Below are 24,875 nucleotides of genomic sequence, written 5' to 3' on the forward strand. Positions count from 1 at the left end.
ATCTTCCCACTAGCGCCGGATCGAGGTTATCGTGGCAATCTTACCCGTAGGATCTGCCGCATGTCCCTGCTGCCCCCCTTCGATCTTCAGCGCTGGATTGACGAGCACCGCCATTTGCTCAAGCCGCCGGTGGGCAACAAGTGCATCGTCGACGGGGACTTCATCATCATGATCGTCGGTGGCCCGAATGCGCGTACGGATTATCACCACGATGAAGGCCCAGAGTTTTTCTACCAGATCGAAGGCGAGATGATCCTGAAAGTACAGGATGATGGCGAGGCCCGCGACATTCCGATCCGCGCTGGAGAAATTTTCTATCTACCGCCACGCGTTCCGCACTCGCCACAGCGCATGCCCAACTCCATCGGCATGGTGATCGAGCGCCGCCGCCTTGCCCACGAAAAAGACGGCCTCCTGTGGTTCTGCGAGAAGTGTAATCACAAGCTTTATGAAGAATATTTCGTGCTGCAAAACATCGAAACCGACTTCCCGCCAGTGTTCGATCGCTTCTATGCCTCGCATGACAAGCGCACTTGCAGCGCCTGCGGCTATCTGAATTCCGCACCCGCGCGTTACGGTTAGCTACGCGTCATCCATTTACGCGCCATGCGACGCAAGGATTCATTCTCCACATCGACAAGCTGATGAATCGATACCCACGCCAACTCAAGCGACTCATCACTGACCACGAATGCGTCATCCACCGTCGCCCATATCACGTAACGAACATCATGATGCCAATGCCCCGGCTCGCTCTTGCGCTCCGGAATCCAATGCCTGTCGACATCGAAGATCTCGGGTTCAACGCGCAGATGCATCAGCCCCGATTCTTCATGCGCTTCACGCAAAGCCACCGCCGCAAGATCACTGTCGCCATCCGCATGGCCACCCAATTGCAACCATCGTTTCAGCTTGCAATGATGCGTAAGCAACACTTTCTCACCATCCGCACTGACCAGCCACGCCGATCCGGTGAAATGGCCATCCAACTGCTCGCGATCAAAAGGGCGTGCAGCCTCATCCAGAAACGCCAGGCACGCCGCGACATGCACCTCGCCAGCATATTGATCCGCATAGCGGCACAACGCATTGCGCAAGTTCACCCCATACTCCCTTCTCATCATTCAAGCACGCAAGATCATCATGTCAATTCTAAATAAATCTTTTAGATCATTGAAAACGAACCCTGCATAAAACAGTAGCAACCATAGCCTTGAGACTTGTACGATAAATTGCTCTTAGGAATGCTCTGAACAATTAGTGTTCAGACGTCTAAACGTCCACTATCAAACAAGTGAGTGAATTTTTAACGAAAATTGCCTTATTTTCGACAGAATGGGCTAAAAAATGCCCCATGCAGGGGTCTTTACCCCTTATTACCCAACCACCGGACGCACCTTCCCTGTCATCGCCATAAGCTTGTGTCGCGCCATCCACAGATTCGACAGCGCAAACAGTGTCTTCACTTGGGCGGTGTTCTTCGCTAGTCCCCGGTAGCGAACCTTCACCTAGCCAAACTGCCGCTTCACTATACGGAAAGGGTGCTCGACCTTTGAGCGAATCGCCGCCTTGAGGTATTCCAACCACTTGGTCGCTTTCTTGAGCTTGCCTTCCGGCAACCCAGTCACCGTGCCGCGCTTGGCCGCGACCTGCCACTCTACGTCCCTGTCCTTCACGTCCTCGCGCTTCTCTACGCCGGTGTAACCCGCATCGGCAAACGCCATCTCTTCCTTGCCATGCAGCAGTTTGCCGGCCTCGTTGATGTCGGCCTCGTTCGCTGCTGTGCACGTCACCGTGTGCACCAAACCCGATTGCATGTCCACGCCAATGTGCGCCTTCATGCCAAAATGCCACTGCTGACCCTTGCGCGTCTGGTGCATCTCTGGATCACGTTCCTTGCTGCAGGAAGTGAATGCGTAGCATCGTGCCAAGCGGTATCGGTGGACGACCACGGCGACCTTCACGCGGGTAGTGCGGTTCAATCACTTTCTCCAGCGTTTTCCATGGCACCACCTGATCCATCTGCGACAGAAACTTCTCTCGGCGTGTCTGCCGCTTTTTGGTGCTGTAGCTCAGTGAGGCGAACGTGGTTTGCTTCATGGCGTGGCTAACTAAGGCGATGGCGGTAGCATGCCAGAAACGTGGAATAAATCAGAGCATCCTTAGGGCCATCATTAGCTAGCTTGAATCATGCATATCGACTTGTAAGAGAACTGAATCGCTCGCTTCGCCCGGACACTCACCTGCCTATCGGCACCCTCTCCCAGAGGGAGACGGGCTTACCCATCAAATGTTTCGGATGTGTGTAATCGAATGCTATGACACGCTCTAACCGAAAACTCGGCTCTCTTGCATTTTTATTCACTTCCGCAGTCGGGGATCGCTTAAAATTCTTCGTGGAAGGGCAAGATAAGGGGTTGCTCGGAGGGGCTCGGCGCTAGGCCGTTTGCGCCAGGGAGCTTCTCCACCTTTTTGGCCAGATCCATTACGTCCTCTATCGGATTTAGGAATTTCCCAAAGAAATAAAACGACGTTCCCGTGTTGTCGCGGAGACTATGAGCGTTTTCGATATTAGTGATTGCCTCGATCGACCCAAGGGTATGTGGCTCTAATGACTCCTTCAGCGGGGACCAAACGGCATTCACACCTTTAGCACTTCGTGTTGTTGCAGTGGCCGAAACAACGTGCATAGTTGCTATCGCTGCAACGGCTCTGAGTACCTGGCTGGCCCGAGCAGGACTCTGGGGTAGGAAACCCTTGCAGACCGCTTGCACCAATGGCTTCAGCTTGTTGATTAGAGCTTTGAGTGCTTGACGGGCATCACAGGCATTGCTGGCATTGCTACTGGATGTTGGATTAATGACTGCGTTAGTGACTTCAAGCGCGGCCTCTCTGAAATCGTTCAGCGCATTATTTATAGACTCATGGTTCTTGCTGTCCAAATTTGATTCGGCGGCTGCATAAACCAATGCACTCTTAGCGGTATGCAAGAGCTTATCCGTATGTTCTGCTATATCCTTTGAGATGGATTCCTTGGTAGCCACCTTGTCCGCCGAACAGGCGTAGCTAAGTTGAGTGGCGTGAGATACGGATGATGCAATTTTAGATTCCATACTGGTCCTAGTTAGGCGTTATGTGATGTGAACGATGGGGTGTGATGCTACGGATGCCAGCCGGGCAGATAGCTCTGGTGTGGTCCACTGATAGCAGTATCCCTGCACTGAGACAGCTCCATCATCAGGGGAACACCTGAAATATGCTGCCGCCGTGTATTCGTTCACGCCCTGGAAAGCATGGGGCGAGGGCTGCGATCAGACCATGGCCTCGGATTCCTCTTTTAATTTTACCGGTCCGCTGCTGACATCGAATGCCATGACCATTCCCCAGGGCAGAAACGCCAGGCATGCAGCCACATACACATCATCCGCATGTTGATCCGCATAGCGGCACAACGCATTGCGCAAGTTCACTCCATACTCCTTTTTCATCCCTCAAACAGGCGAGATCATTACGTCAAATCTAAATAAATCTTTTAGATCACTGAAAACGAACCCTGCAGAGAACAACAGTAACCATCGCTTTGAGATTTGCACGATAGATCACTCTTAGTGCCATCATTAGCTTGAATCATGCATATCGACTTGCATCGATCGAGTTGACGCATTCCCCTCCACAACACGATTAAGGCGCGCCCTATGACACGCTCTAACCGAAAATTTGGCTCTCTTGCATTTCTATTCGCCTCCGCAATGCTTTGCGATCAGGCCATGGCCTCGGATTCCTCTTTCAATTTTACCGGTCCGTTGCTGACATCGAATGCCATGACGATTCCCCAGGGCACCCTGGTGGTCGAACCTTATCTGATGCAGTACAAAAGCGACTCGTATTATGACAGCCAGGGCAACGAACAGACGTCACGTCCTGGCGTGCGCCAATGGCAGACCTTGGTACCGATCTTCTACGGCGTAACGAATCGCTTCCAGGTGAAAGCTTCCGTAGGTGCGGCACACGCTATGTCCGGCGGTGCCAGCACGAGCGGCTGGGGTGCCACCGATACCACCATCGGCGCGCAATATCTGCTGCTGGCACCGGGCGAAGGCAACAAGGGGCCTGCCGTTTCGGTGAGCTATTCGCATCGCTTCCCAACCGGCAAGTACGATCAGCTCAATGAAAATCCTCTCGACGCGCTCGGCAATGGTGCGCATATCGACACGTTCTCGCTGTTGGCGCAGCAATATATGTGGCTGCCGAATGGACGCCCGCTGCGTTTCCGTGCCACAGCTTCCTACAGCCTTGCTCCCAGCCGCATCGATGTGAAGGGCGCCAATGCGTACTACTCCGGCGCACCGCAGGATTTTCGCGGCAGTGCGCGCCTGGGCAGCTCGTTTGGCATTTCCACGTCCGTCGAATACAGCATCAATCCGCAGTGGGTGCTGGCGATGGACCTGGCCTACGACCGTGCAGGATCGTCCGTCCTGAAAGGAAGTTCGGGCAGCGGCGATGCAATCACATTCATCGACAACCACAATCCGTCACGCCACGTTTACAGTCTGGCACCGGCGGTCGAATACAACTTCAATGATCGCTTCGGCCTGATCGGTGGCGTGCAATTTAGCTTTGCCGGTCGCAACAACGACTCCTTCATCACGCCAATGGCCGCGTTCAACATGGTGTTCTAAACGCGCAAGGGAAAACACTTGCCCACGCAACCGCTATCGGGCTTCATACAAAATCGAGGCCATCACAAAAGATGGCTGGATCCACCCTAAGATCCAGCCATCTGATCGCATTGCAGCTTGTTCCCCTGCCCTTCGCTAGGCTATGGTTGCTTAACGCATCGGCTTATCGCGCCTATTTTGTAGCGCCCCCGATGAACGAGATGTCTGTTCTTACGGGGAGCATTCCATGCTATTCAAGCGCGTCAAGCCACTCGACCAGATCTTGGCCACTGCCGAGAAAAAAGCCCTCACTCGGCAACTTGGCGCGTTCCAGCTAACCATGTTGGGCATTGGCGCCATTATCGGCACCGGTATTTTCGTACTCACCGCCGAGGCCGGACAGAAAGCCGGTCCAGGCATGATGATCTCGTTCGTGATTGCGGCGATTGTCTGTGCCCTGGCCGCACTGGCTTACGCAGAACTGGCCTCCATGATTCCGGTAGCCGGTTCAGCCTATACCTATACGTATGGCGTACTTGGCGAAGGCATGGCATGGGTTGTCGGCTGGGCGCTCGTGCTGGAATACACCATCGCGGCCAGCACGGTATGCGTCGGTTGGGCCGGCTACGTAAACGGACTGCTTGCACACGCAGGATATGGTTTGCCGGAGTTTCTACGTACCGGCCCGATGGATGGCGGCACTTTCAATCTGCTGGCCTTCCTGATCGGAATCGCCATTACGCTGCTGTTGATCATGGGCACATCGAAGTCGGCTAAGGTCAATACCTTCCTGGTCATCATCAAAGTACTGGCGCTAACCGCCTTCATCTTTGTCGCGCTGCCAGCCGTCAAGGATGCGAACTTCAAACCCTTCATACCTAATGGCTGGGGCAGCCCGATGGGCGGTATCGGTGTGCTCGGGGCGGCGGCTTCCATCTTCTTTGCCTATGTCGGCTTTGACGCCATCTCCACCGCCGCCGAAGAAACCAAGAATCCCAATCGCAATATTCCGATCGGCCTGATCGCATCACTCGGCGTCTGCACCATTTATTACTTGCTGGTCAGCTATAGCGCCATCGGTTCCATTGGCGCGGAACCGCTCGTTGGCCCCGACGGCGTGGCATTCCAGCCGGGCACACCGGAAATGGCTGCCGCCTGCAAAGGTTCCGAGGCGCTGGTGTGCAGTCGGGAAGCGCTCGCTCACGTGCTGCGTGTGCTCAACCATAATCAACTTGGCAACCTAGTCGGGCTTGCCGCCGGCATCGCACTGCCATCGGTCATCCTGACCATGACCTACGGTCAGACACGCATCTTCTTCACCATGGCGCGCGACGGTCTGCTGCCCAGCGGCCTCGCCAAGATCCATCCGCGTTTCCATACGCCACATGTGATCACGCTCGTTACCGGTATCTTCGTTTCCATCTTCGGCGCCCTTTACCCAGTCGGCCAACTCGCCGATATCACCAATTCGGGCACGCTGTTTGCTTTCATCATGGTGGCCATTGGCGTGATGGTGCTGCGCGTCACCCAGCCCGATCGCAAGCGCCCGTTCCGTACGCCGCTGGTCTGGATTGTCTGCCCGCTGGCTGTGCTCGGTTGTTTGCTGCTGTTCGTGAATCTTCCACTGAAGACGATGGAAGTGTTCTTCGGCTGGGGCGTTGTCGGCCTGGTTGTCTACTATCTCTACGGCCATCGCAAGAGTCACCTGGCCAACGGCACCGAGCCCACCTGAGAGACCCGCCACATCGATCGCATGAATCCTGTACGGCACGGTGTTCGCACCGTGCCGGCTTTCTATCAGGGAGCCTTATGTTCAAACAGTTATTCGCCCGCAAGACCGATTTTTCCGACAGCCACGATGAATCCCACGGCCCTACTCTGCGGCGAACACTTGGTCCATGGGGCATTACTGCGCTAGGCATTGGCGCTGTCATCGGCACCGGCATTTTCGTGGTCACGGGCCAGGCTGCGGCAGATCATGCCGGACCGGCGGTGCTGATTTCCTTCATCCTTGCGGCAATCTGCAGCGGCTTCACCGCGCTGTGCTATTCCGAATTCGCCACGCTTATTCCTATTTCCGGCAGCTCTTATTCCTACGCTTATGCCACGTTGGGCGAACTGGTCGCCTGGTTCATCGGCTGGAACATGGTGCTGGAGTACGGCATCTCCGCCTCTGCCGTGGCAGCGAGCTGGACAGGTTATTTCACTAGCCTGCTCGACAACATCGGCATTCACCTGCCCGTCGCCCTTACCGATGCGCCCTTCGCCTACAAGAGCGGAGCACTGGTTTTGACCGGACATTTGATCAACCTGCCTGCCATAGCCATCGTGCTGGCGCTAACCTGGGTGTGCTACATCGGCATCCGCGAATCGGCTGGCATCAACTTTCTGATGGTGCTGTTGAAGGTTGGCCTGATCGTGGTCGTGGTGGTTGCCGGTTATCGCTATGTGAATCCCGCCAATTGGCATCCGTTCATTCCAGAAGCACAAGGCAATCACAAATATGGCTGGGACGGCATCATGCGCGGTGCGGCGATGGTGTTCTTCGCGTATATCGGTTTCGAGGCGACCTCTACCGCCGCACAAGAATGCAAGAATCCGCAGCGCGACCTGCCATTCGGTACGCTCGTATCGCTGGCGATCTGCACCGTGCTTTATCTGGCGATGGCTGCGGTGCTGACCGGCCTTATCCCTTACACCCAGCTGGGCACGGATGAGCCAGTCGTTACCGCTATCAGGGTGCACCCCGAACTGAACTGGCTGCGCTGGATCGTCGAGATCGGCGCGCTGATTGGCCTGTCATCGGTGATCCTGGTGATGATCATCGCGCAACCGCGCATCTTCATGATCATGGCGCGCGACGGCCTGCTGCCCAAAGTGTTCAATCGCATTCATCCCAAGCACCGCACGCCACATCTCAACACGGTCATCACAGGTGTCGGCATCGCCGCACTTGCCGCGGTGTTTCCACTCGACCTGCTCGCCAACCTTACCTCGATGGGTACGCTGATTGCGTTCGTTGCCGTGTGTGCAGGCGTACTGATCCTGCGTTACACCTCGCCGGAACTGCCACGCACCTTCCGCGTACCGTGGGCACCCGTGATCTGCACAGCTGGCGTGCTGAGTTGCCTGGCCCTGCTGGCCGCCATGGACTGGTTCAACTGGGCCCTGATGGGCGCTTGGACGGTGATCGGCTTTGCGATTTATTTCACCTATGGGGTTCGCCACAGTCGTCTGCATATTGCCAATGACTCAGCCAAGTCGTGATTTTCTACGATCATCGTCAAAAAGTCGTCATTAGTATCGAAAAGTCCATATCTTGCCGTTAACAGCCTTTTAATATTCCGAAAGTTCAATATTGAATTGCGCTCATAATGCATTGTTCTTAAACATAAAATAATTCACCTAACAGAATTTTCCCGTCGCGATTCGCCCCACTTCGACCAACCGGAGTATGATCATCAGCCCGTGGGTTGATCACTTGGCAGTGGGCCCCGGATAGCGACCCGGACACGTCAGGCGAGTCAGCTCCTTAGCCTGATTTGTCCGGGTGGCACTTTTCAGCAATACCCCTTCGTTTTTATCAAACGCCTGCGGATGCAGGCGTTTTTTTATGGCTCGCCAGGCATAGCGCACCCAACAAGGCCAGCAAAGGGGCCGGCCTCGATACCCATGCGCGGCGATCCGCGATCAGACTTTCTTGGCGGTGTGTGAAATGCACCAACCCTTCGCACTCACTGCCTTACCCGGGAACAATTGACAGGGGCCGAAACCCGTAGCGCCGCCAGAATAGAACTGGCAATTGGCGCAGGTGTCGCCTGTCTTGTGCTTGGGATCTTTCGTCATCGTTGCATCTTCAACATAGCCCAATGCCTTGGCGGTGGGATCGGCCTCGGATAAATGCGGCAGGTCGTCTGCTCGTACCAAACGCGGCAAGCCGCTCATTGCCACCGCTACAGTGGCCGTGCCCCCGGCCACGAGCTTCAGGAAACGACGGCGTGACTCGATATCTTCATGCCCAGACATAACCATCCTCATAACGTTAGGAACAAAGCGAATCAGCTCGCATCCTAACCCCGTGAGAAGATCAAGAGCCCTTTCGCGAATCACTCGCATTTGGACTTTTGTCCTCATGTTATAGTTTTCCATCGTTTGGACGTCCATTTGCCATGAGCCAAGAACTTCCCGCCACCATTCCCACTGCGCTATTCAATGAGCGCGCGGACGCTATCGCCGATGTCGCGCGCGAGCTGGCTCAGCGCGGCTGGACACCTGCCACCAGCAGCAATTTCTCCATGCGTGTAGACGCTGATTACGCCGCCATCACCATCTCCGGCCGAGACAAAGGCAAACTCAGCCGTAACGACATCATGCTGGTGGACATGCAAGGCAAGCCCGTTGGCACACCATCGCGCCCCAGCGCAGAAACCGAACTGCACACACAGGTGTATCGCCACTGGCCGGAAATGAACGTCGTACTGCATACACACTCCCGTACGCAAAGCGTCGCCTCGCGCCTGTTCGCCAAAGATAGCGTGATCAAACTGAAAGGCTGGGAATTGCAGAAGGCCATCCGAGGCCACGTCACACATGAAAGCGAACTGGACATTCCGGTGTTTCCCAATACCCAGCACATGCCCGAGTTAGTCGCCCGGGTCGACGCGTGGATCAATGACGACAAACCGCTGCACGCCTACTTGATCAATGGCCATGGCATCTATACGTGGGGCCATGACATGGCCGAAGCGCGCCGCCATCTAGAGGCGCTGGAATTCCTGCTCGGCTGTGAACTCGATCTTAGGAGATTGAGCGCATGAGCCGCCTGCGTATCTTCCATGCGGAACAACCGCAGACCACACCTTCGATTCACAAGGACCACGCCGCGATCACCCGCGAGCTGGCCAAGGTTGGCGTGCGTTTCGAGCAATGGAAAGCCAGCCAGCCGATCGCCCCTGGCGCGAGTCAGGACGAAGTAATCGCCGCCTATCGCAGCGACATCGATCGCCTGATGCGCGAAGAGGGTTACCAGGCCGTCGACGTGATCAGCCTGAAGCCGGACCACCCGGACCGCGCCACCCTGCGCCAAAAATTCCTCAGCGAGCACACCCACAGCGAGGACGAGGTGCGCTTCTTCGTCGCCGGTGCCGGCCAGTTCACCTTGCACATCGGGGACAAGGTCTACGACGTGTTGTGCGAGCGGGGCGATCTGATCGGCGTACCGGATGGTACCCGTCACTGGTTCGACATGAGTGAATCGCCCTATTTCGTGGCGATCCGCCTGTTCACCAACAAAGAAGGCTGGGTCGCCAACTTCACCGGCTCCGACATTGCCGAACAGTTTCCCCGCATGCAGCCGCTGGCGACTGCGTAGGCCGGAGTGCAAACCCCACCATCCGGACGCGACGTACATGGCAATGTTGGGGCTTGCACCCCCATCTATAGAATCAATCGCTTGCACCCGCGCAAGCCCACGCTAAGCTTGGGAGCCTCCATCCCCCTCCGACTCCCATGACCTCCATCCGCGCCATCGTCACCGACATCGAAGGAACCACCAGTTCCATCAGCTTCGTCAAGGACGTGCTGTTTCCCTATGCACGCAAGCGCCTGCCCGCCTACGTCGAGACCCACGCCGACAAGCCCGAGGTGCAGCATTGGCTGCATGAGGCCGCCAAGGAAGCCGGCCTGATCGAGGCCAGCCGACAGGAAGTGATCGAACTGCTGCTGCGCTGGATCGATGAGGACCGCAAATCCACAGCGCTCAAGGCCCTGCAGGGCATGATCTGGCAAGGCGGCTACGAGGAAGGCGAATACCGCTCCCACATGTATCCGGAAGTAGCCGCACGCCTGCACGCCTGGCGCGGTGAGGGTCTGCACCTTTACGTGTACTCCTCCGGCTCCATCCCTGCGCAGAAGCTGCTCTTTCGCTACAGCGAAGCCGGCGACCTCACGCCGGTGTTCGCAGGCTATTTCGATACCGAAACGGGCCCCAAGCGCGAGACGGAATCCTACCGGCGCATCGTCGAAGCCATCGGCGAACGTCCCGAACATGTGCTGTTCCTTTCCGACATCGTGGAAGAACTGGATGCTGCGCGCGCAGCCGGACTGCAAACCGGCTGGTTGCTACGCCCACCGCTGGATGTCCCTGCCCAGCCACGCCATCCCGCATACACCAGCTTCGACACCATTCAGCCCTGAGCCGCACGCATGCGCATCGTACTGACCGCCCTGCTCGCCTTCGCCGCTGGTGTCTTGCTGATGCTGCTGATCACCCGGCATCCAGCGTCGCACAACCCGTCAGCTTCCAGCGTGGCGTCCGGCAGCACGTCTGCACCTGCCAATACCAGCAGCAGCGACACGGACGATAGCGACGACAACGACAACTGGCCCAACCAGGCGCCATCACCGGAGCAAGTTATCTATGCCCAACCAGGCATGGTGCATCAGGCGCTTTCGCAACTGACGCCGCGCGTGGTCGGCAAACCCAATCTCTATCTGCTGACGTTCGCAGGCGATGGTGGCGAAGATGTGTTCCGCAACGAGGCCGAATACGCCGCACAATTGTTCACCAAGCGCTTCGGCCCAACCGCGCACACCGTGGTGCTGGAGAACAATCCCAGCACGCTGCAGTCGCATCCACTGGCCAACTGGAGCAACCTCGAAGATGCCCTGAACCAACTCAGTGGCGTGATGAAGCCGGATGAAGACATCCTGGTGCTTTATATGACCTCGCACGGCGACGAAAACCACAATCTGCTGGTCGACATGGATCCGCTGCCGCTGGATCAAATCGGCGCTCCTGATCTGGCCGGCATCCTCAAGAAGCGTCCCTTCAAGTGGAAAGTAGTGGTGGTCAACGCCTGTTATTCGGGTGGTTTCGTGCCTGATCTGCGTGGCCCCGGTACGCTGGTGTTGACCGCCGCACGCACCAATCGCAGTTCGTTTGGCTGCGGCAGCGACTCTGACATCACTTACTTCGGCAAAGCTTGGCTGGTGGATGGGCTGAACAAGACCGACGATTTTGTCGATGCGTTCCAGCTCGCCAAGAACGATATCTCGGGATGGGAGAAGGATCAGAAACTCACACCATCCGAGCCGCAGATCGATATCGGCGCAGGGATTGCGCAGCAACTCACATCATGGCGCAAGGACATCAAGCCAGGGCCAGCGGTGCCGTTTACGCCGCCACTACCATCCACTAACAGCCCGCCGGCAAGTGCTCAGTGAACGATATCTGCGCTTGCCTTGGAGGGTGTTTACATAACAAAGTCAGATGGTGAGCCTGACCATCATCCATACTGTCATCAGCATCTTTTCATGGTGGATGAGCGCGTAAGTCGGAATGGTCATCCCGGCCTACATGTTGCGGGTCGTTGCAAACCGTTATGCGGTCAATCGCTGCATGGCTGCACGATATCTTGCCACGATACTCACCTCATCGCGATGGTGGTGATCCCGCACCACCCATTGCCCACCCACCATCACATGCCGTACTAGCGGCATATTGCCGGCAAACAAAAAGCTATCCATCGCTGAGCGTTCATGACGCGCGGCGAGCAGCGGCGAGTCGCTGTCGAGCACCATGAAATCCGCGCGCTGCCCGTCGGTGATCACACCGATTGGCAAATCCGCCGCTTGCGCCCCACCCTTCAGCGCCGCGCGCCACAAGGTTTCACCCACGCTGTCGCTGGCATGGCGGGCCGATACATTGCGGTGACGCGTGCTTAGGCGCTGCCCATATTCCAGCCAGCGTAATTCCTCCACCGGCGAGATGGAGATATGCGAATCCGAGCCGATGCCCAGCACACCGTTAGCATCCAGATAATGCGCCAGCGGAAACAGGCCATCACCGAGATTGGCTTCGGTGGTCGGGCACAGACCAGCCACCGCGCCGCTGCGTGCCAGTTGCGCGGTTTCCGCTTCGGTCAAATGCGTGGCATGTACCAGGCACCAGCGTTTGTCCACCGGCGCATGATCGAACAGCCACTCCACCGGCCGCGCTCCACGTGTGGCGAGGCAGTCCTGCACTTCGCCGATCTGTTCGGCGATATGGATGTGGATTGGGCCAGTTTTCAGCGACACATGATCGATCAGGCTGCGCCAGGCGCTTTCCGGAATCGCACGCAGGGAATGCAGGGCCACGCCCACACGTAGTTGGTCGTTCTCCAGCTTGCGCAGGTTGGCAAGCAAGTGCAGGTAGCGGTCAACGTCGTGACCAAAGCGGCGCTGGCGTGCCGATAGCGGACGACCATCGAAGCCACCGCTCATATACAGCACGGGTAGCAAGGTCAGCGCGATGCCGGCTTCGCGCGCCGCTTCGATCAGGGCCAGCGACATGGCTTCCGGCTGCGCGTACGGGCTGCCGTCGGGCTGATGGTGCAGGTAGTGGAATTCGCACACCTGGGTATAGCCGGCCTTGAGCATTTCCACATAGAGCTGGGCAGCGATGGCTTGCAAGGTATCCGGATCGATGCGGGCAGCGAAGCTGTACATGGTTTCGCGCCAGGTCCAGAAGGAATCGTCGCCGGGGCCGCGGCGCTCGGCCAGGCCGGCCATGGCGCGCTGGAAAGCGTGGGAGTGCAGATTAGGCATGCCGGGTAGCACCCAGCTATCGAGGCTTTGGGGGGATGCGCCCGATCGCTTGGTGATACGACCACGACCATCCACGTCAAAGCTGACGTCACCTTGCCAGCCGTTTTCTTGCCAGAGATGCCGTGCCTTGAAGGTATGGATCACTGCAGTGTTACTCATGAACAATCTCCGGGGGCTTGGTGTTTTGCTCCCTCTCCTCTCTGGGGAGAGGAAGAAAAGCAGGAACAGCACGTTTTAAAGTGTAGCCGTCTTGATGGAAGTGGCGATATCCACAATGTTTGCTACGTATGCCTGCACGATGGTTCGATCCATGAGCGCGAAAAGCTGCACCCCGCTCCCAGCGAGCGCGTGGTGTGGCATGTTTCCGGCGGTGATAACGCGGCAACCATCCAGACCGACTGCGGACCGATCGAGGTGATGATCTGCTATGACTCGGAATTCCCGGAAGTGGCCAAGCATCTGGTCGACTAGGGAGCGCTGATTTTGTTGGGGTGAGGATGCGGCCAGCGCGCGAAAACAAAGACTTGTGTGAGAAGTGAATCGCTCGCTTCGCCCAGACCCTCACCCGCCTGCCGGCATCCTCTCCCGGGGTAAGAGGGGATCACTCATCTAATGTTTCGGATGTGTGTAATCGGATGGGCATAGCCGCCGATTCCACGCCGAATATCGAAACGGTGCTGTTTGCGGATCTGCGGCTGGAGAGCCTTGCAAGGGCACGTAATGCGGGAGCCGTGCAGAATCCGAAGGATCGGCGGTATGATCTTTATGAGACGCGGTGATTGAGCAAGATGGTGATTGAACAAGATAAGGTAAAGCACGACCAGTGCAAGCGTCGCGCTTTACCCAATCGTTGCTTTCAACGAAAATTAGCTGCGATGATCCGATCAGAACGCGGACCAGTCTGTCCAGGATGCGTTCGAGTTTGTCGTCGTCTTCCAGCAACTAATGATATTCCCACTTTTGTCGGTAGCGAATAGCTGCATCCGCTTATCTGGAAGAATTCCAATTGACATGGACGTTACACCACCGCTTGGAGTCTGAAAATTCGACCACGCAGTCCAGCCCGAATTGGGGTCCACGGTTTCTTTCCACCTACTTTCGATTTGCCCATTTTTTTTGATTGCAAAAACTTGGATACGACCATCTGCCAAATCACCAGACGTGACGAATGCGTTATCAGCCATTGCTATTCTCCAGGTTTTGTGGAAATCAATTGTCGACTAAATTGACGCTCCTCTAACATATTCTGACTTCCTCTTTGAATTAGAGTGTAAAGAGATACTTGAAGTCAAGGCAGATTCTTGCTCAATTCCAGATCGCTCCTAGCCACCGATGCTTCGACGTAAGCGACAATTTGCAGATGTATGTGGCGTAGTTGTTGCTGGTACCGGGCCTACATGACTCTGTTGGACAGAGCTGGGCGCCCAGCAGATCGCCATCGTGCAAAGCTTGCTGGCGACCTGTCGCTTGCACGACGTTAATCCCTACGACTACTTGGTCGATGTCTTGCAGCGCGTGGGCGAGCATCCGCAGGCGCACGTCCATGAACTAACTCCACGCGTATGGAAGACACTGTTTGCCAATAAGCCGATGCGCTCTGATCTACACCATGCGCAGAGGGGCATCAAGGACGCCGTGTAGCGAGCGCTTACAGCAAAAGAGCGCAACCAATACGATCTGCCATAATCCTTGGATGTCCGAACCAACCCCCAAAGCCGCCAACTCTCGTCTGCGCGCCCTCCTCGGCCACGAATTCTTCGCCCCCTACCAATGGAAACGCCGCATCGCCCTGTGGAGCGGCGCAGTGCTGGTCGCTCTGGCTGCGATCCTCTTTGCCAAGACCAGCGACTGGGCTTATTCGCTGTTCCAAAAGATGGTGGCGCACGGGATCTGGATCCCGCTGATTCTTACGCCTCTCGTGTTTGGCCTGCTGTCGTGGGCGACAGCAGGAAGATTGCGTGCCTCGCGTGGTAGCGGTATTCCGCAGGTCATCGCCACCATCCATATCGATGACGCAACTTTCCGCTCACGCATGCTGGCCTTACCGATTGCGGCCAGCAAAATGATGCTGACCTTGCTGGCGCTGATGGTGGGCGCATCGATCGGCCGCGAAGGGCCGACCGTGCATGTGGGCGCGGGGTTGATGTACTGGCTGGGGCGCCGCTTCGGCTTTGACGATCCCAAGGCGCTGTCGCGTTTCATCCTTGCCGGTGGCGCAGCCGGTATCGCGGCGGCGTTCAATACCCCGCTGGCGGGGGTGGTGTTCGCCATCGAGGAACTAGCCGGTACCTTCGAGCATCGTTTCAGCGGCTTGCTGCTCACGGCGGTTTTCGTGGGTGGTGTGGTGTCGCTGGGTATGACCGGTAATTACGCTTACTTCGGTACGGTGCAGACCAGCCTGCCGCTGGGGCATGCGTGGCTTGCCGTGCTGGAGTGCGGCATCGTCTGCGGGTTGCTGGGCGGCCTGTTTGCACGCTTGATCCTGCTGAGCCGCCACGGGCCGCTGGCCGCCATTGGACGACTGCGTGAACGCCATCCGGTAAGGTTTGCCGTCGGCTGTGGCTTTGCGCTGGCAGTGCTTGGCGTGCTGTCGCACAACGCGATCTATGGCACCGGTTATGAACAGGCGCGCGCCTTCGTGCAAAACGCCTCGGAAACGCCGGGACACAGTTTCGGCATCATGAAACTGCTAGCCAACGTGGTGTCGTACTGGGCCGGCATTCCAGGCGGCATCTTCTCGCCAGCGCTGGCGGTGGGTGCGGGTTTGGGCCACAACATTGCCTTGCTGCTGCCGCGTGCGCCGGAAGCGGCGGTGGTGTTGCTAGGCATGAGCGCCTACCTATCCGGCGTGACCGGCGCACCGCTCACTTCCGCCGTGATCGCCATGGAACTCACCAACAATCAGGATATGGTGATTCCGATCATGGCCGCCTGCCTGCTGGCGCGCGCGGCGGCATCGGTCTTCTGTCCCACGCCGGTGTACAAAGATTTCGCCGAGCGCATGATTCGGGATTTCGAACGGCAACAAGCCGAGCGCGCCAACGCGGAAGACGAAGCATCCCCGGTGGAGGAAATCGGCCCCACCAGCACCTATGGCGAACCTGCCGCGCCCATCGAACCTGATTCCACGGACGAGCCAAGATCATGAACTGGGATCTTTTGCTGACGCAGGCCTCGCTGGCCACCTTCGTGGGCGAGGCAAGTTACGGACTGATCACCGACGCCGCCATCGCCTGCCAGGATGGAAAAATCGTCTGGATCGGCGCGATGCAGGATCTGCCTGCGGCTTCGGCGGCCACCGCCCGGGAAGTGCACAACCTGGATGGCGCACTCGTTACGCCGGGCTTGATCGATTGCCATACCCATCTGGTATTCGGCGGTGACCGCGCGCAGGAATTCGATCTGCGCCTCAACGGCGCCAGTTACGAAGACATCGCCCGTGCCGGCGGCGGCATCGTCTCGACGGTACGTGCCACGCGCAACGCCAGCGAGGATGAATTGCTTGCGCAATCCCTGCCGCGCGCACGCGCGTTGCTGGCCGATGGCGTCACCACACTGGAAATCAAATCCGGCTACGGCCTGGAGCTGGATACCGAACGCCGCATGTTGCGCGTAGCACGACGTATCGGCGAAACGCTGGGCGTGCACGTGCAGACCAGCTTCCTCGGTTTGCATGCGTTGCCGCCGGAATACAAGGATCGCCGCGACGATTACGTAAGCCTGGTCTGCAACGAACTGCTGCCTGCATTGGCCGATGAAGGGCTGGTCGATACGGTGGACGCGTTCTGCGAAGGCATCGGTTTTAGCCGTGTGGAAACACAGCGCGTGTTCGAGCATGCGCAGCAGTTGGGCTTGCGCGTGAAGTTGCACGCGGAACAGTTGTCCGATCTGGACGGTGCCGCGCTGGTGGCACAGTTCGATGGCCTTTCGGCGGATCACCTTGAATACGTGAGCGATGCGGGTATTCAGGCGATGGCGCGCGCCGGGACGGTAGCCGTACTGTTACCCGGCGCCTTTTATGCGCTGCGCGAAACCAAACTGCCACCCGTCGATGCGCTACGTTCACACAGGGTGCCGATGGCCATCGCTACCGATTGCAATCCTGGTACCTCTCCACTGCTCTCGCTGCGACTGGCTGCGAACATGGCGTGCACTCTGTTCCGACTAACGCCAGAGGAAGCACTGCGTGGCATGACAGTGAATGCAGCACGTGCGCTGGGTTTGCCAGATCACGGAACCCTGGCTGTTGGCCAGCGAGCTGACCTGGTGGCGTGGCATGTGAAGCAGCCAGCGGAATTGTGTTATTGGATGGGCGGCGGACTCGTACGGCAAGTCTGGCTATCCAAGTTGAAAACATAGATGGTACTAGGTATGCACGACATCTGTTTGGCATCGAAGCGGCTTTCGATGAGGCCGTTTTGTGCCGACGATGCGGATGCAGCGTTTTCCTGCATCACACCTTCCCTAACCCGTTTTATGTCCTGGGACCCGCCCGCAAGCCGCGAAGACTTCGACCGTGTCTGGCAGTCCTGGCTACCTTCGATGCAAGACGGTATAGAGTTTGTGTTTGCCATTCGCCAACGCCGCGATGGATATTTCCTCGGCTTGGCTGGACTACACAATGTACGGAGCGCAAGCCCGGAATTAGGCATCTGGATCCGGGAAAATCGCCATCATGAAGGTTTTGGTCGCGAAGCAGTGACGCTGGTCTTAAAATGGGTAAGTCGAAACTTTCATGCGAACAAATTCATCTATCCGGTTGCCGAGGAAAATACCTCAAGCCGACGCATCGCCGAATCACTAGGCGGTGTAGTCGTGGAAAAGCGAGAAACACCTAAATACCCAACTGTCGTTTACCAGATACCCGCCCAAAACAAAAAGCCCCAGCGATGACCGGGGCTTTTGCGTTTCGGCGAGCAAAAGGCTCAGGCCGGTTTCTTCTTCGGTGCGGCGGCCTTCTTCACGGCGGCTGCCGGCTTGGTCACGGTCGCCTTGGCGCCAACCACCGCAGGCTGTACAGAGTGCACGCGCGTGTTGCCGTAGCTGCCGCGGTAGGTCTTGCCGCGACGGGTCTTGCGATCGCCCTTACCCATAGAAAACTCCTTGACTCGTCATGCTTGTGGACGGTCAACTATCGTATCAGCGGCGGCTCAAAGCGCAAGCGGTGGCCGTTCAGTGATGAGGGTGCGATGGCTGGTGCTGGGCACTGCAGCCGGGGCTGCCATCCGGGCAGTCACCCGGATCAATCTGAACGGTAGCGTGCCGGATGCCGAAGCGCTCCAGCAGGGTTCGGTTCACCGCGGCCAGGGCCTGCGCGCCGTCGCCCCGTTCATGCAGTTCCAGATGCAGGGTCGCCATGCGTGAGCCGGAAGCGAGCTGCCACACATGCAGGTGGTGCACGTCGCGGATCGACGCATCGGACTCGCGCAAGGCGGTTTCAACTTCCCCGGTGTCCATACCTTCGGGAACGCCTTCGAGCAGGATATGCGTCGAGCGGCGCAGCAGGCTCCACGCACTGCGCAAGATGAGCAGCGACACCAGCAGCGAGAGCAGCGGATCGGCCCAATTCCAGCCCATCCAGCGCACCAACAACGAGGCGACAATGGCACCCACCGAGCCAAGCAGATCACCCAGCACGTGCAGACTGGCCGCGCCGATGTTCACGTCGTCCTGCGCATGGCCATGCAGGCTGCGCAGTACGATCAGGTTGACCAGCAGACCCATCGTCGCTACACCGAACATCACGCCAGAAAGAATCGCCACCGGCTTGAACAAGCGCTCGATCGCCTCGTAAGCGATAAACCCCACCAACACGAACTGGGTCAGCGCGTTGACGAAACCAGCCAATACTTCCATGCGGCCATAACCGTACGTGCGCTGCGCATCGGCTGGACGAAGCGCCATGCGTACCGCAAACAAGGCGAGCACCAGTGCACCGCAATCGACCAACATATGGCCGGCATCCGCCAGCAAAGCTAGCGAGCCAGACCACCAGCCGCCGGCCACTTCCACGAGCATCATGCCGGCCGTCAGTACCACGGCGATCAGCAGTTTGCGTTCACGACCATCCGCTCCCGCTGCATAGGAGTGATCATGGCGGTGGTCGTTGGCATGGCTATGCGCGTGATTCATGCGGCAATGCTAGGAAGCTAGGCGGACGTTACACAATCACTGCGTAACCAGCGAAAACTCAATGTGCGCAGTGCGGGCCGTGCTCGTGGCTATGTTGGCGATCGATGCGAAGATTCACAAAATGGGCGCTGGCAACCAACATGCCACCGCAGGTGACAAACACGCTATGCAGAACGATTGAAACGTTTTCGGCAAAGGTCACACCCACGACCAGCAGCGCCAGACCAGTCAGCGCCAGCCGCAACGGCAATAGGCGATGATGTCGGCGATAACCGCTGACCAGGGCGAACATCGCCAAGGCACTAGCAAACAGCACAAAACCACGTTCGAAAGCATGATCGGCGAGAAAGCTTAGACCCAGCAAGGGCAGGATGGCCAGCACGAATGGCAGCGCGGCGCAGTGGATCGCACACAGGAACGAAGCGGTCGCGCCGAGGCGATCGAACAGGTTCCACCAGCGTGAGGTAAGCGGCGTTGGCGTGGAATCCATGGGGATGGGACGGCACTGCGTTGCGCCGGTGGGTCCGGCGATAGGATTTGATACGTTATAACATAATAGACGGCGGCGCAAGCAATCGCCTGCAGCGACAGGACGGATGGCGCAGGAGCTTTCGCTCAGAAGCCTCGCGAATCAGGCTTTGTGGCAGTTCTTGCAGATGCCGTGCACTTCCAGTGTCTGTGCCTGCGGGCGGAAACCAAAAGCCTTGGCTTGCGCTTCGATCAGCTCGGCCACGCGCTCGTCGCACACTTCCTGCGCGCTGGAGCAAACATCGCAGATCAGGAACGGCACCTGATGCGCCTCGGCTGGATGGTGGCAGGACACAAAAGCGTTGATCGATTCCAGCTTGTGGATGAAGCCGTGTTCGAGCAGGAAATCCAGCGCGCGATAGACAGTAGGTGGCGCGGCATTGCCATGGCGTTCGCGCAATTGATCGAGCAGATCGTAAGCCTTGACCGGCTTGCCGGCGGCGGCAATCAGTTCCAGTACTTCCTTGCGCAGTGGGGTTAGGCGCAGGCCGCGCTCCTCGCTGGCATGCTCCACAGCCGCCACGAAGTCCTTCGGACTTTCGTGATGATGGTGGGTGTGCGCTTTGGCGGAAGACCTGTTGCTCAACGGATTCACCCCTTCCTCAAGATCATACATCCCGGCAGTCCGCCTTCAGCGTAGCAGCGGCGGGGGCTTGGCCGACTTGGGGATGAATAACACGACTATCCAGCCGATCGGCCCCAAGACCAGTGCCCAGACGATACCGGCCAGCAACCGCCCGCGCCACCAGCCCAGCAAGGCACCCACCGCCACAAATACCAGGTTCCACCAGAACAACGTGCCCCAGGGAATCATCTTCATCAGGTTGAGGAAGATATGAATGAATGCGCCAGGTGAATCCAGATCGACACCCTGGATGGCTTTGGCTAGCAGTTCATCCATCGAAGCGCATGCCGGTAGATGGGGCCCGCAACATGGCATCGTCGATGCGTTGGAGCGCTGCATCACGCCCGGTCAAATAAATCGTGTGATCGATCGACGGCGACACCTGCGTGCCGGTCATTGCCACACGCAACGGCTGCGCAATCTTGCCCATGCCCAGTTCCAGTTTCGCGGCCACCTGCTCGATCACTTGGTGGATCGGCTCCGGCTTCCACTCACACGTTGCCAGCAGTTCGCGAGCGGCCTGCAGTACTGCTACAGCGCCGTCGTTCTTCAAGTGTTTGGTGACTGCCTTGTCGTCCCATACGGTGATCGGGCCGTACCAAATCTTGGCACGCTCAACCATTTCCAACAGCGTGTGCACGCGATCGCGCAGGGCCACGATCACATCTGCCGGCGCCGGCCCCGTGCCGATGTCAATACCTGCACGGTTGAGGTGCCACGTGAATTCCGGCACCAGCGTCTGCGGATCATCCGTCTTCAGGTAATGCTGGTTGAGCCACAACAGCTTTTCGGTATCGAAACGCGAAGCAGCCTTGTTGACGTCGCCCACGTCGAACAGCTTGATCATCTCCTCGCGCGAGAAGATTTCCTGATCGCCATGGGACCAGCCCAGACGCACCAGATAGTTGAGGATGGCATGTGGCAGGAAACCGCTCTCGCGATATTCCATCACGCTGACCGAGTTGGTGCGCTTGGAGAGTTTCTTGCCTTCCTTGTCCAGGATCATCGACAAGTGTGCAAACTCCGGCACGCTGGCGCCGAGTGCGTGGTAGATGTTGATCTGGCGCGGAGTGTTGTTGACGTGGTCGTCGCCGCGGATCACTTCGGTGATGCCCATGTCGATATCGTCGACGACCACGGCGAAGTTGTAGGTCGGCCAGCCATCGGAGCGGAAGATCACCAGATCATCCAGCTCGGCGTTGGACCACTCCACCCTGCCCTTCACCTTGTCCTCGAACACCACCGAGCCTTCCAGCGGGTTCTTGAAGCGGATGACGCGGTTGGGGTCGTCGCGGTACGGCTCGTTGCGGTCGCGGTAGTAGCCGTTGTAGCGAGGCTTTTCGCCGCGTGCCATGGCGGCCTCGCGCATGGCTTCGATGTCTTCCTTGCTCTCGTAGGCGTAGTACGCCTTGCCGGCGGCCAGCAATTGGTCGGCGACCTGCTTGTAGCGAGCCAGGCGATGGGTCTGGTAGATCGGTGCTTCGTCGACGCTCAGGTCGAGCCATTGCATCGCGTCGAGAATGGCCTGCACCGCTTCGTCGGTAGAGCGCTCGCGATCGGTATCTTCGATGCGCAACAGGAATTCACCGCCACGGCGACGTGCCTCCAGCCAGCCATACAGCGCGGTGCGTGCGCCACCGATGTGCAGGAAACCGGTGGGGCTGGGAGCGAAGCGGGTGCGGACGGTCATGACTTAAGGGAAATGGGTGGGAAACAGAAAATTTTACCTGATCATGACGCTCTACTCCCTCTCCGCGTAGAGGCTGTAAAAAAACGGTTGCCTTGTTGTCGTTGCCCCGGCGAATGCGAGAGCGCTACTTCACGTGCACCGTAATCGGCTTGGACACCAGCGGCGGATCGAACGGAATGTGATTGGAATCACCCAGTTCCAACTGCAAGGTATGCGTGCCGGGCGGCAGCTTCAGGGTGGTTTCGGTCTGGCCGCCGCCGTAGTGGATGTGCTGCTCATCCTTCGAAATCGGTTGGCCGGCAATCGGCAGTTCTTTCACATCCACCAGCAAATGGTGGTGCCCGGTGTTTTCGTGAACGACGCCGGCGGGGGCTACGCCCATGCCCTTCAGCCCGAAACGCACGGTAAAGGTCTGGGAAACCGTCGCGCCATCCTGCGGGGAGATGATGTAGACCTCCGCACCGACGGGGGCCTTGGTCACGGGTAAGGCGGGAGCATCGGCAGCTAGTGCATAGCCGGTAGTGGTGACCAACGCGAGAGCAAGCAACCAACGTTTCATTGATGTGTCTCCTGATCCAAAGGGAAAGCCCGCCAGGTGACTCTATCCCAACTCGGCACCTGCTTGGCGACAACATTTCAGTGTTTCGTCACATGCGTAACCACCTTGTCACCTGCCAGCCACCTGCACGAAACCACGCCAGTGCAGGCTATCGCCGTACAAGACGAGGATGCGCCATGCGTATCGGCATCATCAGCGAGACGTATCCGCCAGAGATCAACGGTGTTGCCCTCACCGTGCATGGTCTGACGACCGGTCTGGCCGCTCGCGGCCACGAGATCGATCTCATCCGCCCCCGCCAAGTCGTCAGCCACGTCGACGAACCCGGCATCCGCACGCTGGAAACCCGCAGCGCTGCCCTGCCCCGTTACCCCGGCCTGCGCTTCGGCCTGCCCGCCCCGCGTACCTTGCACAAGCGCTGGACAGAGCGCCGCCCCCATGTGATTTACGTCGCCACCGAAGGTCCGCTGGGCCGCTCGGCGGTGAAGACAGCGGTTCGACTCGGCATCCCTGTCGCCACCGGCTTCCACACTCGCTTCGATACTTACGCCAATCACTATGGCGTGGGCTTTCTTACACCGGTCGTGCATGGCTATCTGCGCCGCTTTCATTGCCGCGCGAACATCACGCTGGTGCCTACCGATGCGCTGGCAACCGAATTGACGGCGATGGGCGTAGATCACGCACGCTTGCTGCGCCGTGCGGTCGATACGACATTGTTCCACCCCACCAAGCGCGACAACGCGTTGCGCGAAAGCTGGGGCGTGGATGCCGACACGCCGGTGGTGCTTTACGTAGGCCGCATCGCGCCGGAGAAGAACCTGGATCTGGCGGTATCGACCTTCCACGCCATCCAGCAGAAGGCGCCCAACGCGCGCTATGTATGGGTGGGCGATGGCCCTGCCCGCGCGGGGCTGCAAGCGGCGCATCCGGATTTCATCTTTGTCGGCATGAAGCGGGACGAGGCGCTGGCTGCGCATTACGCCAGTGCGGATCTGTTCTCGTTCCCTAGCCTGAGCGAAACCTTTGGCAACGTGATTCTGGAAGCGCTGTCCGCCGGCCTGCCGGTGGTGGCCTATAACGAAGGCGCGGCGCGTGAACATCTGATCGATGGCGTGAATGGCTTCCGTATCACGTCCGGTGACGCGCTGGCGTTCACCGCCGCCGCCGTCACGCTGGCTAGCAATATCGATCTGATTCGCCACATGGGCGCCGCTGCCATCGCGAGCGTCGAACGGCTCTCGCCGGAAGCAGTGATTCGTGAGTTTGAAAATCAACTAAGTCAACTGGTCGAGGAGAACGTGCATGAGCGCCATGTCACCATCGCACCTGCCTGATCAGATCGCACTGCCGCGCCATGCGTTTGACCGGCGCATGTGCATTGTCGCCAATCGCTGGGGTACACGGCACGCAGTAGGGTTGTTCTTTGGCATCATCAGCCGACTTGGGGACGGTATCTTTTGGTACGCACTGATGCTTGCGCTAGTCTTGATCGATGGCCATCGCGGACTGAAAGCGGCGGCACACATGGCGACCACCGGCTTGGTGGCGCTGTGGCTGTATCGCATTCTGAAGCGCTGGACGCGTCGTCCACGCCCATTCCGCACTTGCCCCGGCGTGATCGCGCACGTGCCGCCGCTGGATGAATTCAGCTTCCCGTCCGGTCACACCTTGCAAGCGGTGGGCTTCACCATCGTGGCGCTGGCGTGGTATCCACTGCTTACCCCGCTGCTGTTGACGTTCACCGTCCTGGTGGCCACATCGCGCGTGATCCTTGGCCTGCATTATCCGAGCGACGTACTTGCAGCGATTTTCGTTGGCAGCGGCCTCGGTGCGCTGTCGCTGTGGCTGGTGCACAACGCACCGCAACTGCTTGCCTGATGCATTTCATGCACTGATCAATGATTGGTCACGCTGTACTTACACGCTTTGTGTACAACGACATAGCGCACCTATCCACAGGCTCTACCGGATGCTTTCCACAATCGTTGTGGAAAACTGCACGCACTTTTTGCGCAAAAGTTCATCACTGCGTGCCAAGTGGTTGATCGCACAGTCGGGTATGCCAGTTGTCCACAGGCTTTTCCAGAAGGC

Annotated in this window: 25 protein-coding genes and 3 pseudogenes; 15 read left to right on the forward strand and 13 right to left on the reverse strand. The window is 58.2% G+C overall.

The window, feature by feature from the left end; genetic code table 11:
• Positions 1-60 precede the first annotated feature (60 nt).
• A complete protein-coding gene (locus EO087_RS05075; protein WP_128897919.1) occupies positions 61-582 on the forward strand; it encodes a 3-hydroxyanthranilate 3,4-dioxygenase in 522 nt (173 codons plus the stop codon).
• Here EO087_RS05075 and EO087_RS05080 read toward each other — a convergent pair.
• The 4 genes and pseudogenes from EO087_RS05080 to EO087_RS16210 all read right to left on the reverse strand — a co-directional run bounded on the left by EO087_RS05080 (position 579) and on the right by EO087_RS16210 (position 3,470).
• Entirely contained in the window at positions 579-1,085 is a 507-nt protein-coding gene (locus EO087_RS05080) for an NUDIX hydrolase (protein ID WP_240669177.1), read from the reverse strand. The two genes, EO087_RS05075 and EO087_RS05080, sit on opposite strands and share 4 nt — an antisense overlap.
• Before the next feature lie 291 nt (positions 1,086-1,376).
• Positions 1,377-2,100: pseudogene (locus EO087_RS05085) on the reverse strand (IS5 family transposase).
• A gap of 284 nt (positions 2,101-2,384) precedes the next feature.
• The gene (locus EO087_RS05090; RefSeq protein ID WP_128897921.1) at positions 2,385-3,113 is read right to left on the reverse strand and encodes a hypothetical protein; all 729 of its coding nucleotides are present in this window, start codon (positions 3,111-3,113) and stop codon (positions 2,385-2,387) included.
• A 198-nt stretch (positions 3,114-3,311) separates the two neighbouring features.
• The gene (locus EO087_RS16210; protein WP_164931771.1) at positions 3,312-3,470 is read right to left on the reverse strand and encodes a hypothetical protein; all 159 of its coding nucleotides are present in this window, start codon (positions 3,468-3,470) and stop codon (positions 3,312-3,314) included.
• A 351-nt stretch (positions 3,471-3,821) separates the two neighbouring features.
• Here EO087_RS16210 and EO087_RS05095 point away from each other — a divergent pair, with 351 nt between their 5' ends.
• The 3 genes from EO087_RS05095 (at position 3,822) to EO087_RS05105 (ending at position 7,925) form a co-directional block, all read left to right on the forward strand.
• Entirely contained in the window at positions 3,822-4,679 is an 858-nt protein-coding gene (locus EO087_RS05095; RefSeq protein ID WP_164931772.1) for a transporter, read from the forward strand.
• Positions 4,680-4,905: 226 nt separating this feature from the next.
• Positions 4,906-6,390, forward strand: coding sequence for an amino acid permease (locus EO087_RS05100; RefSeq protein ID WP_128897923.1), 1,485 nt, complete (start codon positions 4,906-4,908; stop codon positions 6,388-6,390).
• Positions 6,391-6,467: 77 nt separating this feature from the next.
• Entirely contained in the window at positions 6,468-7,925 is a 1,458-nt protein-coding gene (locus EO087_RS05105) for an amino acid permease (protein ID WP_128897924.1), read from the forward strand.
• 423 nt (positions 7,926-8,348) lie between these two features.
• On the opposite strand, the gene EO087_RS05110 is transcribed toward EO087_RS05105, so the two are convergent.
• Positions 8,349-8,684, reverse strand: coding sequence for a high-potential iron-sulfur protein (locus EO087_RS05110; protein ID WP_128897925.1), 336 nt, complete (start codon positions 8,682-8,684; stop codon positions 8,349-8,351).
• A gap of 143 nt (positions 8,685-8,827) precedes the next feature.
• Here EO087_RS05110 and EO087_RS05115 point away from each other — a divergent pair, with 143 nt between their 5' ends.
• The 4 genes from EO087_RS05115 (at position 8,828) to EO087_RS05130 (ending at position 11,882) form a co-directional block, all read left to right on the forward strand.
• Positions 8,828-9,475, forward strand: a complete 648-nt coding sequence (locus EO087_RS05115; protein WP_128897926.1) for a methylthioribulose 1-phosphate dehydratase — start codon at positions 8,828-8,830, stop codon at positions 9,473-9,475.
• Positions 9,472-10,029 carry an acireductone dioxygenase gene (locus EO087_RS05120; RefSeq protein WP_128897927.1) on the forward strand — a complete coding sequence of 186 codons (558 nt, stop codon included), beginning with the start codon at positions 9,472-9,474 and terminating at the stop codon, positions 10,027-10,029. Before EO087_RS05115 ends, EO087_RS05120 begins: the two co-directional genes overlap by 4 nt.
• Positions 10,030-10,166: 137 nt before the next feature.
• Positions 10,167-10,853 carry an acireductone synthase gene (mtnC, locus tag EO087_RS05125; RefSeq protein WP_128897928.1) on the forward strand — a complete coding sequence of 229 codons (687 nt, stop codon included), beginning with the start codon at positions 10,167-10,169 and terminating at the stop codon, positions 10,851-10,853.
• 9 nt (positions 10,854-10,862) lie between these two features.
• Entirely contained in the window at positions 10,863-11,882 is a 1,020-nt protein-coding gene (locus tag EO087_RS05130) for a C13 family peptidase (RefSeq protein WP_128897929.1), read from the forward strand.
• Positions 11,883-12,038: 156 nt separating this feature from the next.
• Here EO087_RS05130 and EO087_RS05135 read toward each other — a convergent pair whose 3' ends face one another.
• Positions 12,039-13,406 (reverse strand): formimidoylglutamate deiminase, encoded by a 1,368-nt coding sequence (locus tag EO087_RS05135; protein WP_128897930.1) that lies wholly within the window; start codon positions 13,404-13,406, stop codon positions 12,039-12,041.
• A gap of 99 nt (positions 13,407-13,505) precedes the next feature.
• On the opposite strand from EO087_RS05135, the pseudogene EO087_RS05140 reads away from it, so the two are divergent.
• From EO087_RS05140 to EO087_RS05160, 5 genes and pseudogenes are all read left to right on the forward strand, one after another.
• A pseudogene (locus EO087_RS05140) lies at positions 13,506-13,715 on the forward strand (nitrilase-related carbon-nitrogen hydrolase); the annotation flags it as partial.
• A gap of 936 nt (positions 13,716-14,651) precedes the next feature.
• Positions 14,652-14,888, forward strand: a pseudogene (locus EO087_RS05145) (transposase domain-containing protein); the annotation flags it as partial.
• Between the two features lie 52 nt (positions 14,889-14,940).
• A complete protein-coding gene (locus EO087_RS05150) occupies positions 14,941-16,395 on the forward strand; it encodes a chloride channel protein (RefSeq protein WP_128897931.1) in 1,455 nt (484 codons plus the stop codon).
• Positions 16,392-17,606, forward strand: a complete 1,215-nt coding sequence (hutI, locus tag EO087_RS05155; RefSeq protein WP_128897932.1) for an imidazolonepropionase — start codon at positions 16,392-16,394, stop codon at positions 17,604-17,606. Before EO087_RS05150 ends, hutI begins: the two co-directional genes overlap by 4 nt.
• Positions 17,607-17,618: 12 nt before the next feature.
• Positions 17,619-18,140: a GNAT family N-acetyltransferase gene (locus EO087_RS05160; protein ID WP_205744441.1), complete on the forward strand. Its 522-nt coding sequence runs from the start codon at positions 17,619-17,621 to the stop codon at positions 18,138-18,140.
• Positions 18,141-18,172: 32 nt separating this feature from the next.
• Here the strand turns inward: EO087_RS05160 and EO087_RS05165 are convergent, their stop codons facing one another.
• From EO087_RS05165 to EO087_RS05195, 7 genes are all read right to left on the reverse strand, one after another.
• Complete coding sequence (locus tag EO087_RS05165) at positions 18,173-18,340, reverse strand: 30S ribosomal protein THX (protein ID WP_128897934.1); 168 nt, start codon at positions 18,338-18,340, stop codon at positions 18,173-18,175.
• 79 nt (positions 18,341-18,419) lie between these two features.
• On the reverse strand, positions 18,420-19,379 hold the full coding sequence (locus tag EO087_RS05170) for a cation diffusion facilitator family transporter (RefSeq protein ID WP_128897935.1): 960 nt from the start codon (positions 19,377-19,379) through the stop codon (positions 18,420-18,422).
• A gap of 58 nt (positions 19,380-19,437) precedes the next feature.
• Positions 19,438-19,869, reverse strand: a complete 432-nt coding sequence (locus tag EO087_RS05175; protein ID WP_128897936.1) for a MerC domain-containing protein — start codon at positions 19,867-19,869, stop codon at positions 19,438-19,440.
• Positions 19,870-20,010: 141 nt separating this feature from the next.
• The gene (locus EO087_RS05180; protein ID WP_128897937.1) at positions 20,011-20,523 is read right to left on the reverse strand and encodes a transcriptional repressor; all 513 of its coding nucleotides are present in this window, start codon (positions 20,521-20,523) and stop codon (positions 20,011-20,013) included.
• Between the two features lie 15 nt (positions 20,524-20,538).
• Positions 20,539-20,808, reverse strand: coding sequence for a hypothetical protein (locus tag EO087_RS05185; protein ID WP_128897938.1), 270 nt, complete (start codon positions 20,806-20,808; stop codon positions 20,539-20,541).
• A complete protein-coding gene (gltX, locus tag EO087_RS05190) occupies positions 20,801-22,222 on the reverse strand; it encodes a glutamate--tRNA ligase (protein WP_128897939.1) in 1,422 nt (473 codons plus the stop codon). Before gltX ends, EO087_RS05185 begins: the two co-directional genes overlap by 8 nt.
• Before the next feature lie 124 nt (positions 22,223-22,346).
• The gene (locus tag EO087_RS05195) at positions 22,347-22,781 is read right to left on the reverse strand and encodes a DUF4399 domain-containing protein (RefSeq protein ID WP_128897940.1); all 435 of its coding nucleotides are present in this window, start codon (positions 22,779-22,781) and stop codon (positions 22,347-22,349) included.
• Positions 22,782-22,957: 176 nt separating this feature from the next.
• On the opposite strand from EO087_RS05195, the gene EO087_RS05200 reads away from it, so the two are divergent.
• Positions 22,958-24,118 carry a glycosyltransferase family 1 protein gene (locus EO087_RS05200; protein WP_128897941.1) on the forward strand — a complete coding sequence of 387 codons (1,161 nt, stop codon included), beginning with the start codon at positions 22,958-22,960 and terminating at the stop codon, positions 24,116-24,118.
• Positions 24,087-24,662 (forward strand): phosphatase PAP2 family protein, encoded by a 576-nt coding sequence (locus EO087_RS05205; protein WP_128897942.1) that lies wholly within the window; start codon positions 24,087-24,089, stop codon positions 24,660-24,662. The genes EO087_RS05200 and EO087_RS05205 overlap by 32 nt, the downstream gene beginning before the upstream one ends.
• Positions 24,663-24,875: the final 213 nt, after the last annotated feature.

Source organism: Dyella sp. M7H15-1 (assembly GCF_004114615.1).
In the GTDB taxonomy this organism is placed as follows: Bacteria; Pseudomonadota; Gammaproteobacteria; order Xanthomonadales; family Rhodanobacteraceae; genus Dyella_B.

Excerpts from the sequence above, each read along its gene's own strand:
- EO087_RS05180 (WP_128897937.1), bottom strand. The coding sequence starts at position 20,523 with ATGTATGATCTTGAGGAAGGGGTGAATCCGTTGAGCAACAGGTCTTCC.
- EO087_RS05205 (WP_128897942.1), top strand. The coding sequence starts at position 24,087 with ATGAGCGCCATGTCACCATCGCACCTGCCTGATCAGATCGCACTGCCG.
- EO087_RS05105 (WP_128897924.1), top strand. The coding sequence starts at position 6,468 with ATGTTCAAACAGTTATTCGCCCGCAAGACCGATTTTTCCGACAGCCAC.
- EO087_RS05120 (WP_128897927.1), top strand. The coding sequence starts at position 9,472 with ATGAGCCGCCTGCGTATCTTCCATGCGGAACAACCGCAGACCACACCT.
- EO087_RS05175 (WP_128897936.1), bottom strand. The coding sequence starts at position 19,869 with ATGGATTCCACGCCAACGCCGCTTACCTCACGCTGGTGGAACCTGTTC.
- EO087_RS05100 (WP_128897923.1), top strand. The coding sequence starts at position 4,906 with ATGCTATTCAAGCGCGTCAAGCCACTCGACCAGATCTTGGCCACTGCC.
- EO087_RS05090 (WP_128897921.1), bottom strand. The coding sequence starts at position 3,113 with ATGGAATCTAAAATTGCATCATCCGTATCTCACGCCACTCAACTTAGC.
- EO087_RS05135 (WP_128897930.1), bottom strand. The coding sequence starts at position 13,406 with ATGAGTAACACTGCAGTGATCCATACCTTCAAGGCACGGCATCTCTGG.
- hutI (WP_128897932.1), top strand. The coding sequence starts at position 16,392 with ATGAACTGGGATCTTTTGCTGACGCAGGCCTCGCTGGCCACCTTCGTG.
- EO087_RS05075 (WP_128897919.1), top strand. The coding sequence starts at position 61 with ATGTCCCTGCTGCCCCCCTTCGATCTTCAGCGCTGGATTGACGAGCAC.
- EO087_RS05110 (WP_128897925.1), bottom strand. The coding sequence starts at position 8,684 with ATGTCTGGGCATGAAGATATCGAGTCACGCCGTCGTTTCCTGAAGCTC.
- EO087_RS05130 (WP_128897929.1), top strand. The coding sequence starts at position 10,863 with ATGCGCATCGTACTGACCGCCCTGCTCGCCTTCGCCGCTGGTGTCTTG.
- gltX (WP_128897939.1), bottom strand. The coding sequence starts at position 22,222 with ATGACCGTCCGCACCCGCTTCGCTCCCAGCCCCACCGGTTTCCTGCAC.
- EO087_RS05115 (WP_128897926.1), top strand. The coding sequence starts at position 8,828 with ATGAGCCAAGAACTTCCCGCCACCATTCCCACTGCGCTATTCAATGAG.
- EO087_RS05185 (WP_128897938.1), bottom strand. The coding sequence starts at position 20,808 with ATGGATGAACTGCTAGCCAAAGCCATCCAGGGTGTCGATCTGGATTCA.
- EO087_RS05200 (WP_128897941.1), top strand. The coding sequence starts at position 22,958 with ATGCGTATCGGCATCATCAGCGAGACGTATCCGCCAGAGATCAACGGT.
- EO087_RS05150 (WP_128897931.1), top strand. The coding sequence starts at position 14,941 with ATGTCCGAACCAACCCCCAAAGCCGCCAACTCTCGTCTGCGCGCCCTC.
- EO087_RS05160 (WP_205744441.1), top strand. The coding sequence starts at position 17,619 with ATGCACGACATCTGTTTGGCATCGAAGCGGCTTTCGATGAGGCCGTTT.
- EO087_RS05095 (WP_164931772.1), top strand. The coding sequence starts at position 3,822 with ATGACGATTCCCCAGGGCACCCTGGTGGTCGAACCTTATCTGATGCAG.
- EO087_RS05195 (WP_128897940.1), bottom strand. The coding sequence starts at position 22,781 with ATGAAACGTTGGTTGCTTGCTCTCGCGTTGGTCACCACTACCGGCTAT.
- EO087_RS05170 (WP_128897935.1), bottom strand. The coding sequence starts at position 19,379 with ATGAATCACGCGCATAGCCATGCCAACGACCACCGCCATGATCACTCC.
- mtnC (WP_128897928.1), top strand. The coding sequence starts at position 10,167 with ATGACCTCCATCCGCGCCATCGTCACCGACATCGAAGGAACCACCAGT.
- EO087_RS05165 (WP_128897934.1), bottom strand. The coding sequence starts at position 18,340 with ATGGGTAAGGGCGATCGCAAGACCCGTCGCGGCAAGACCTACCGCGGC.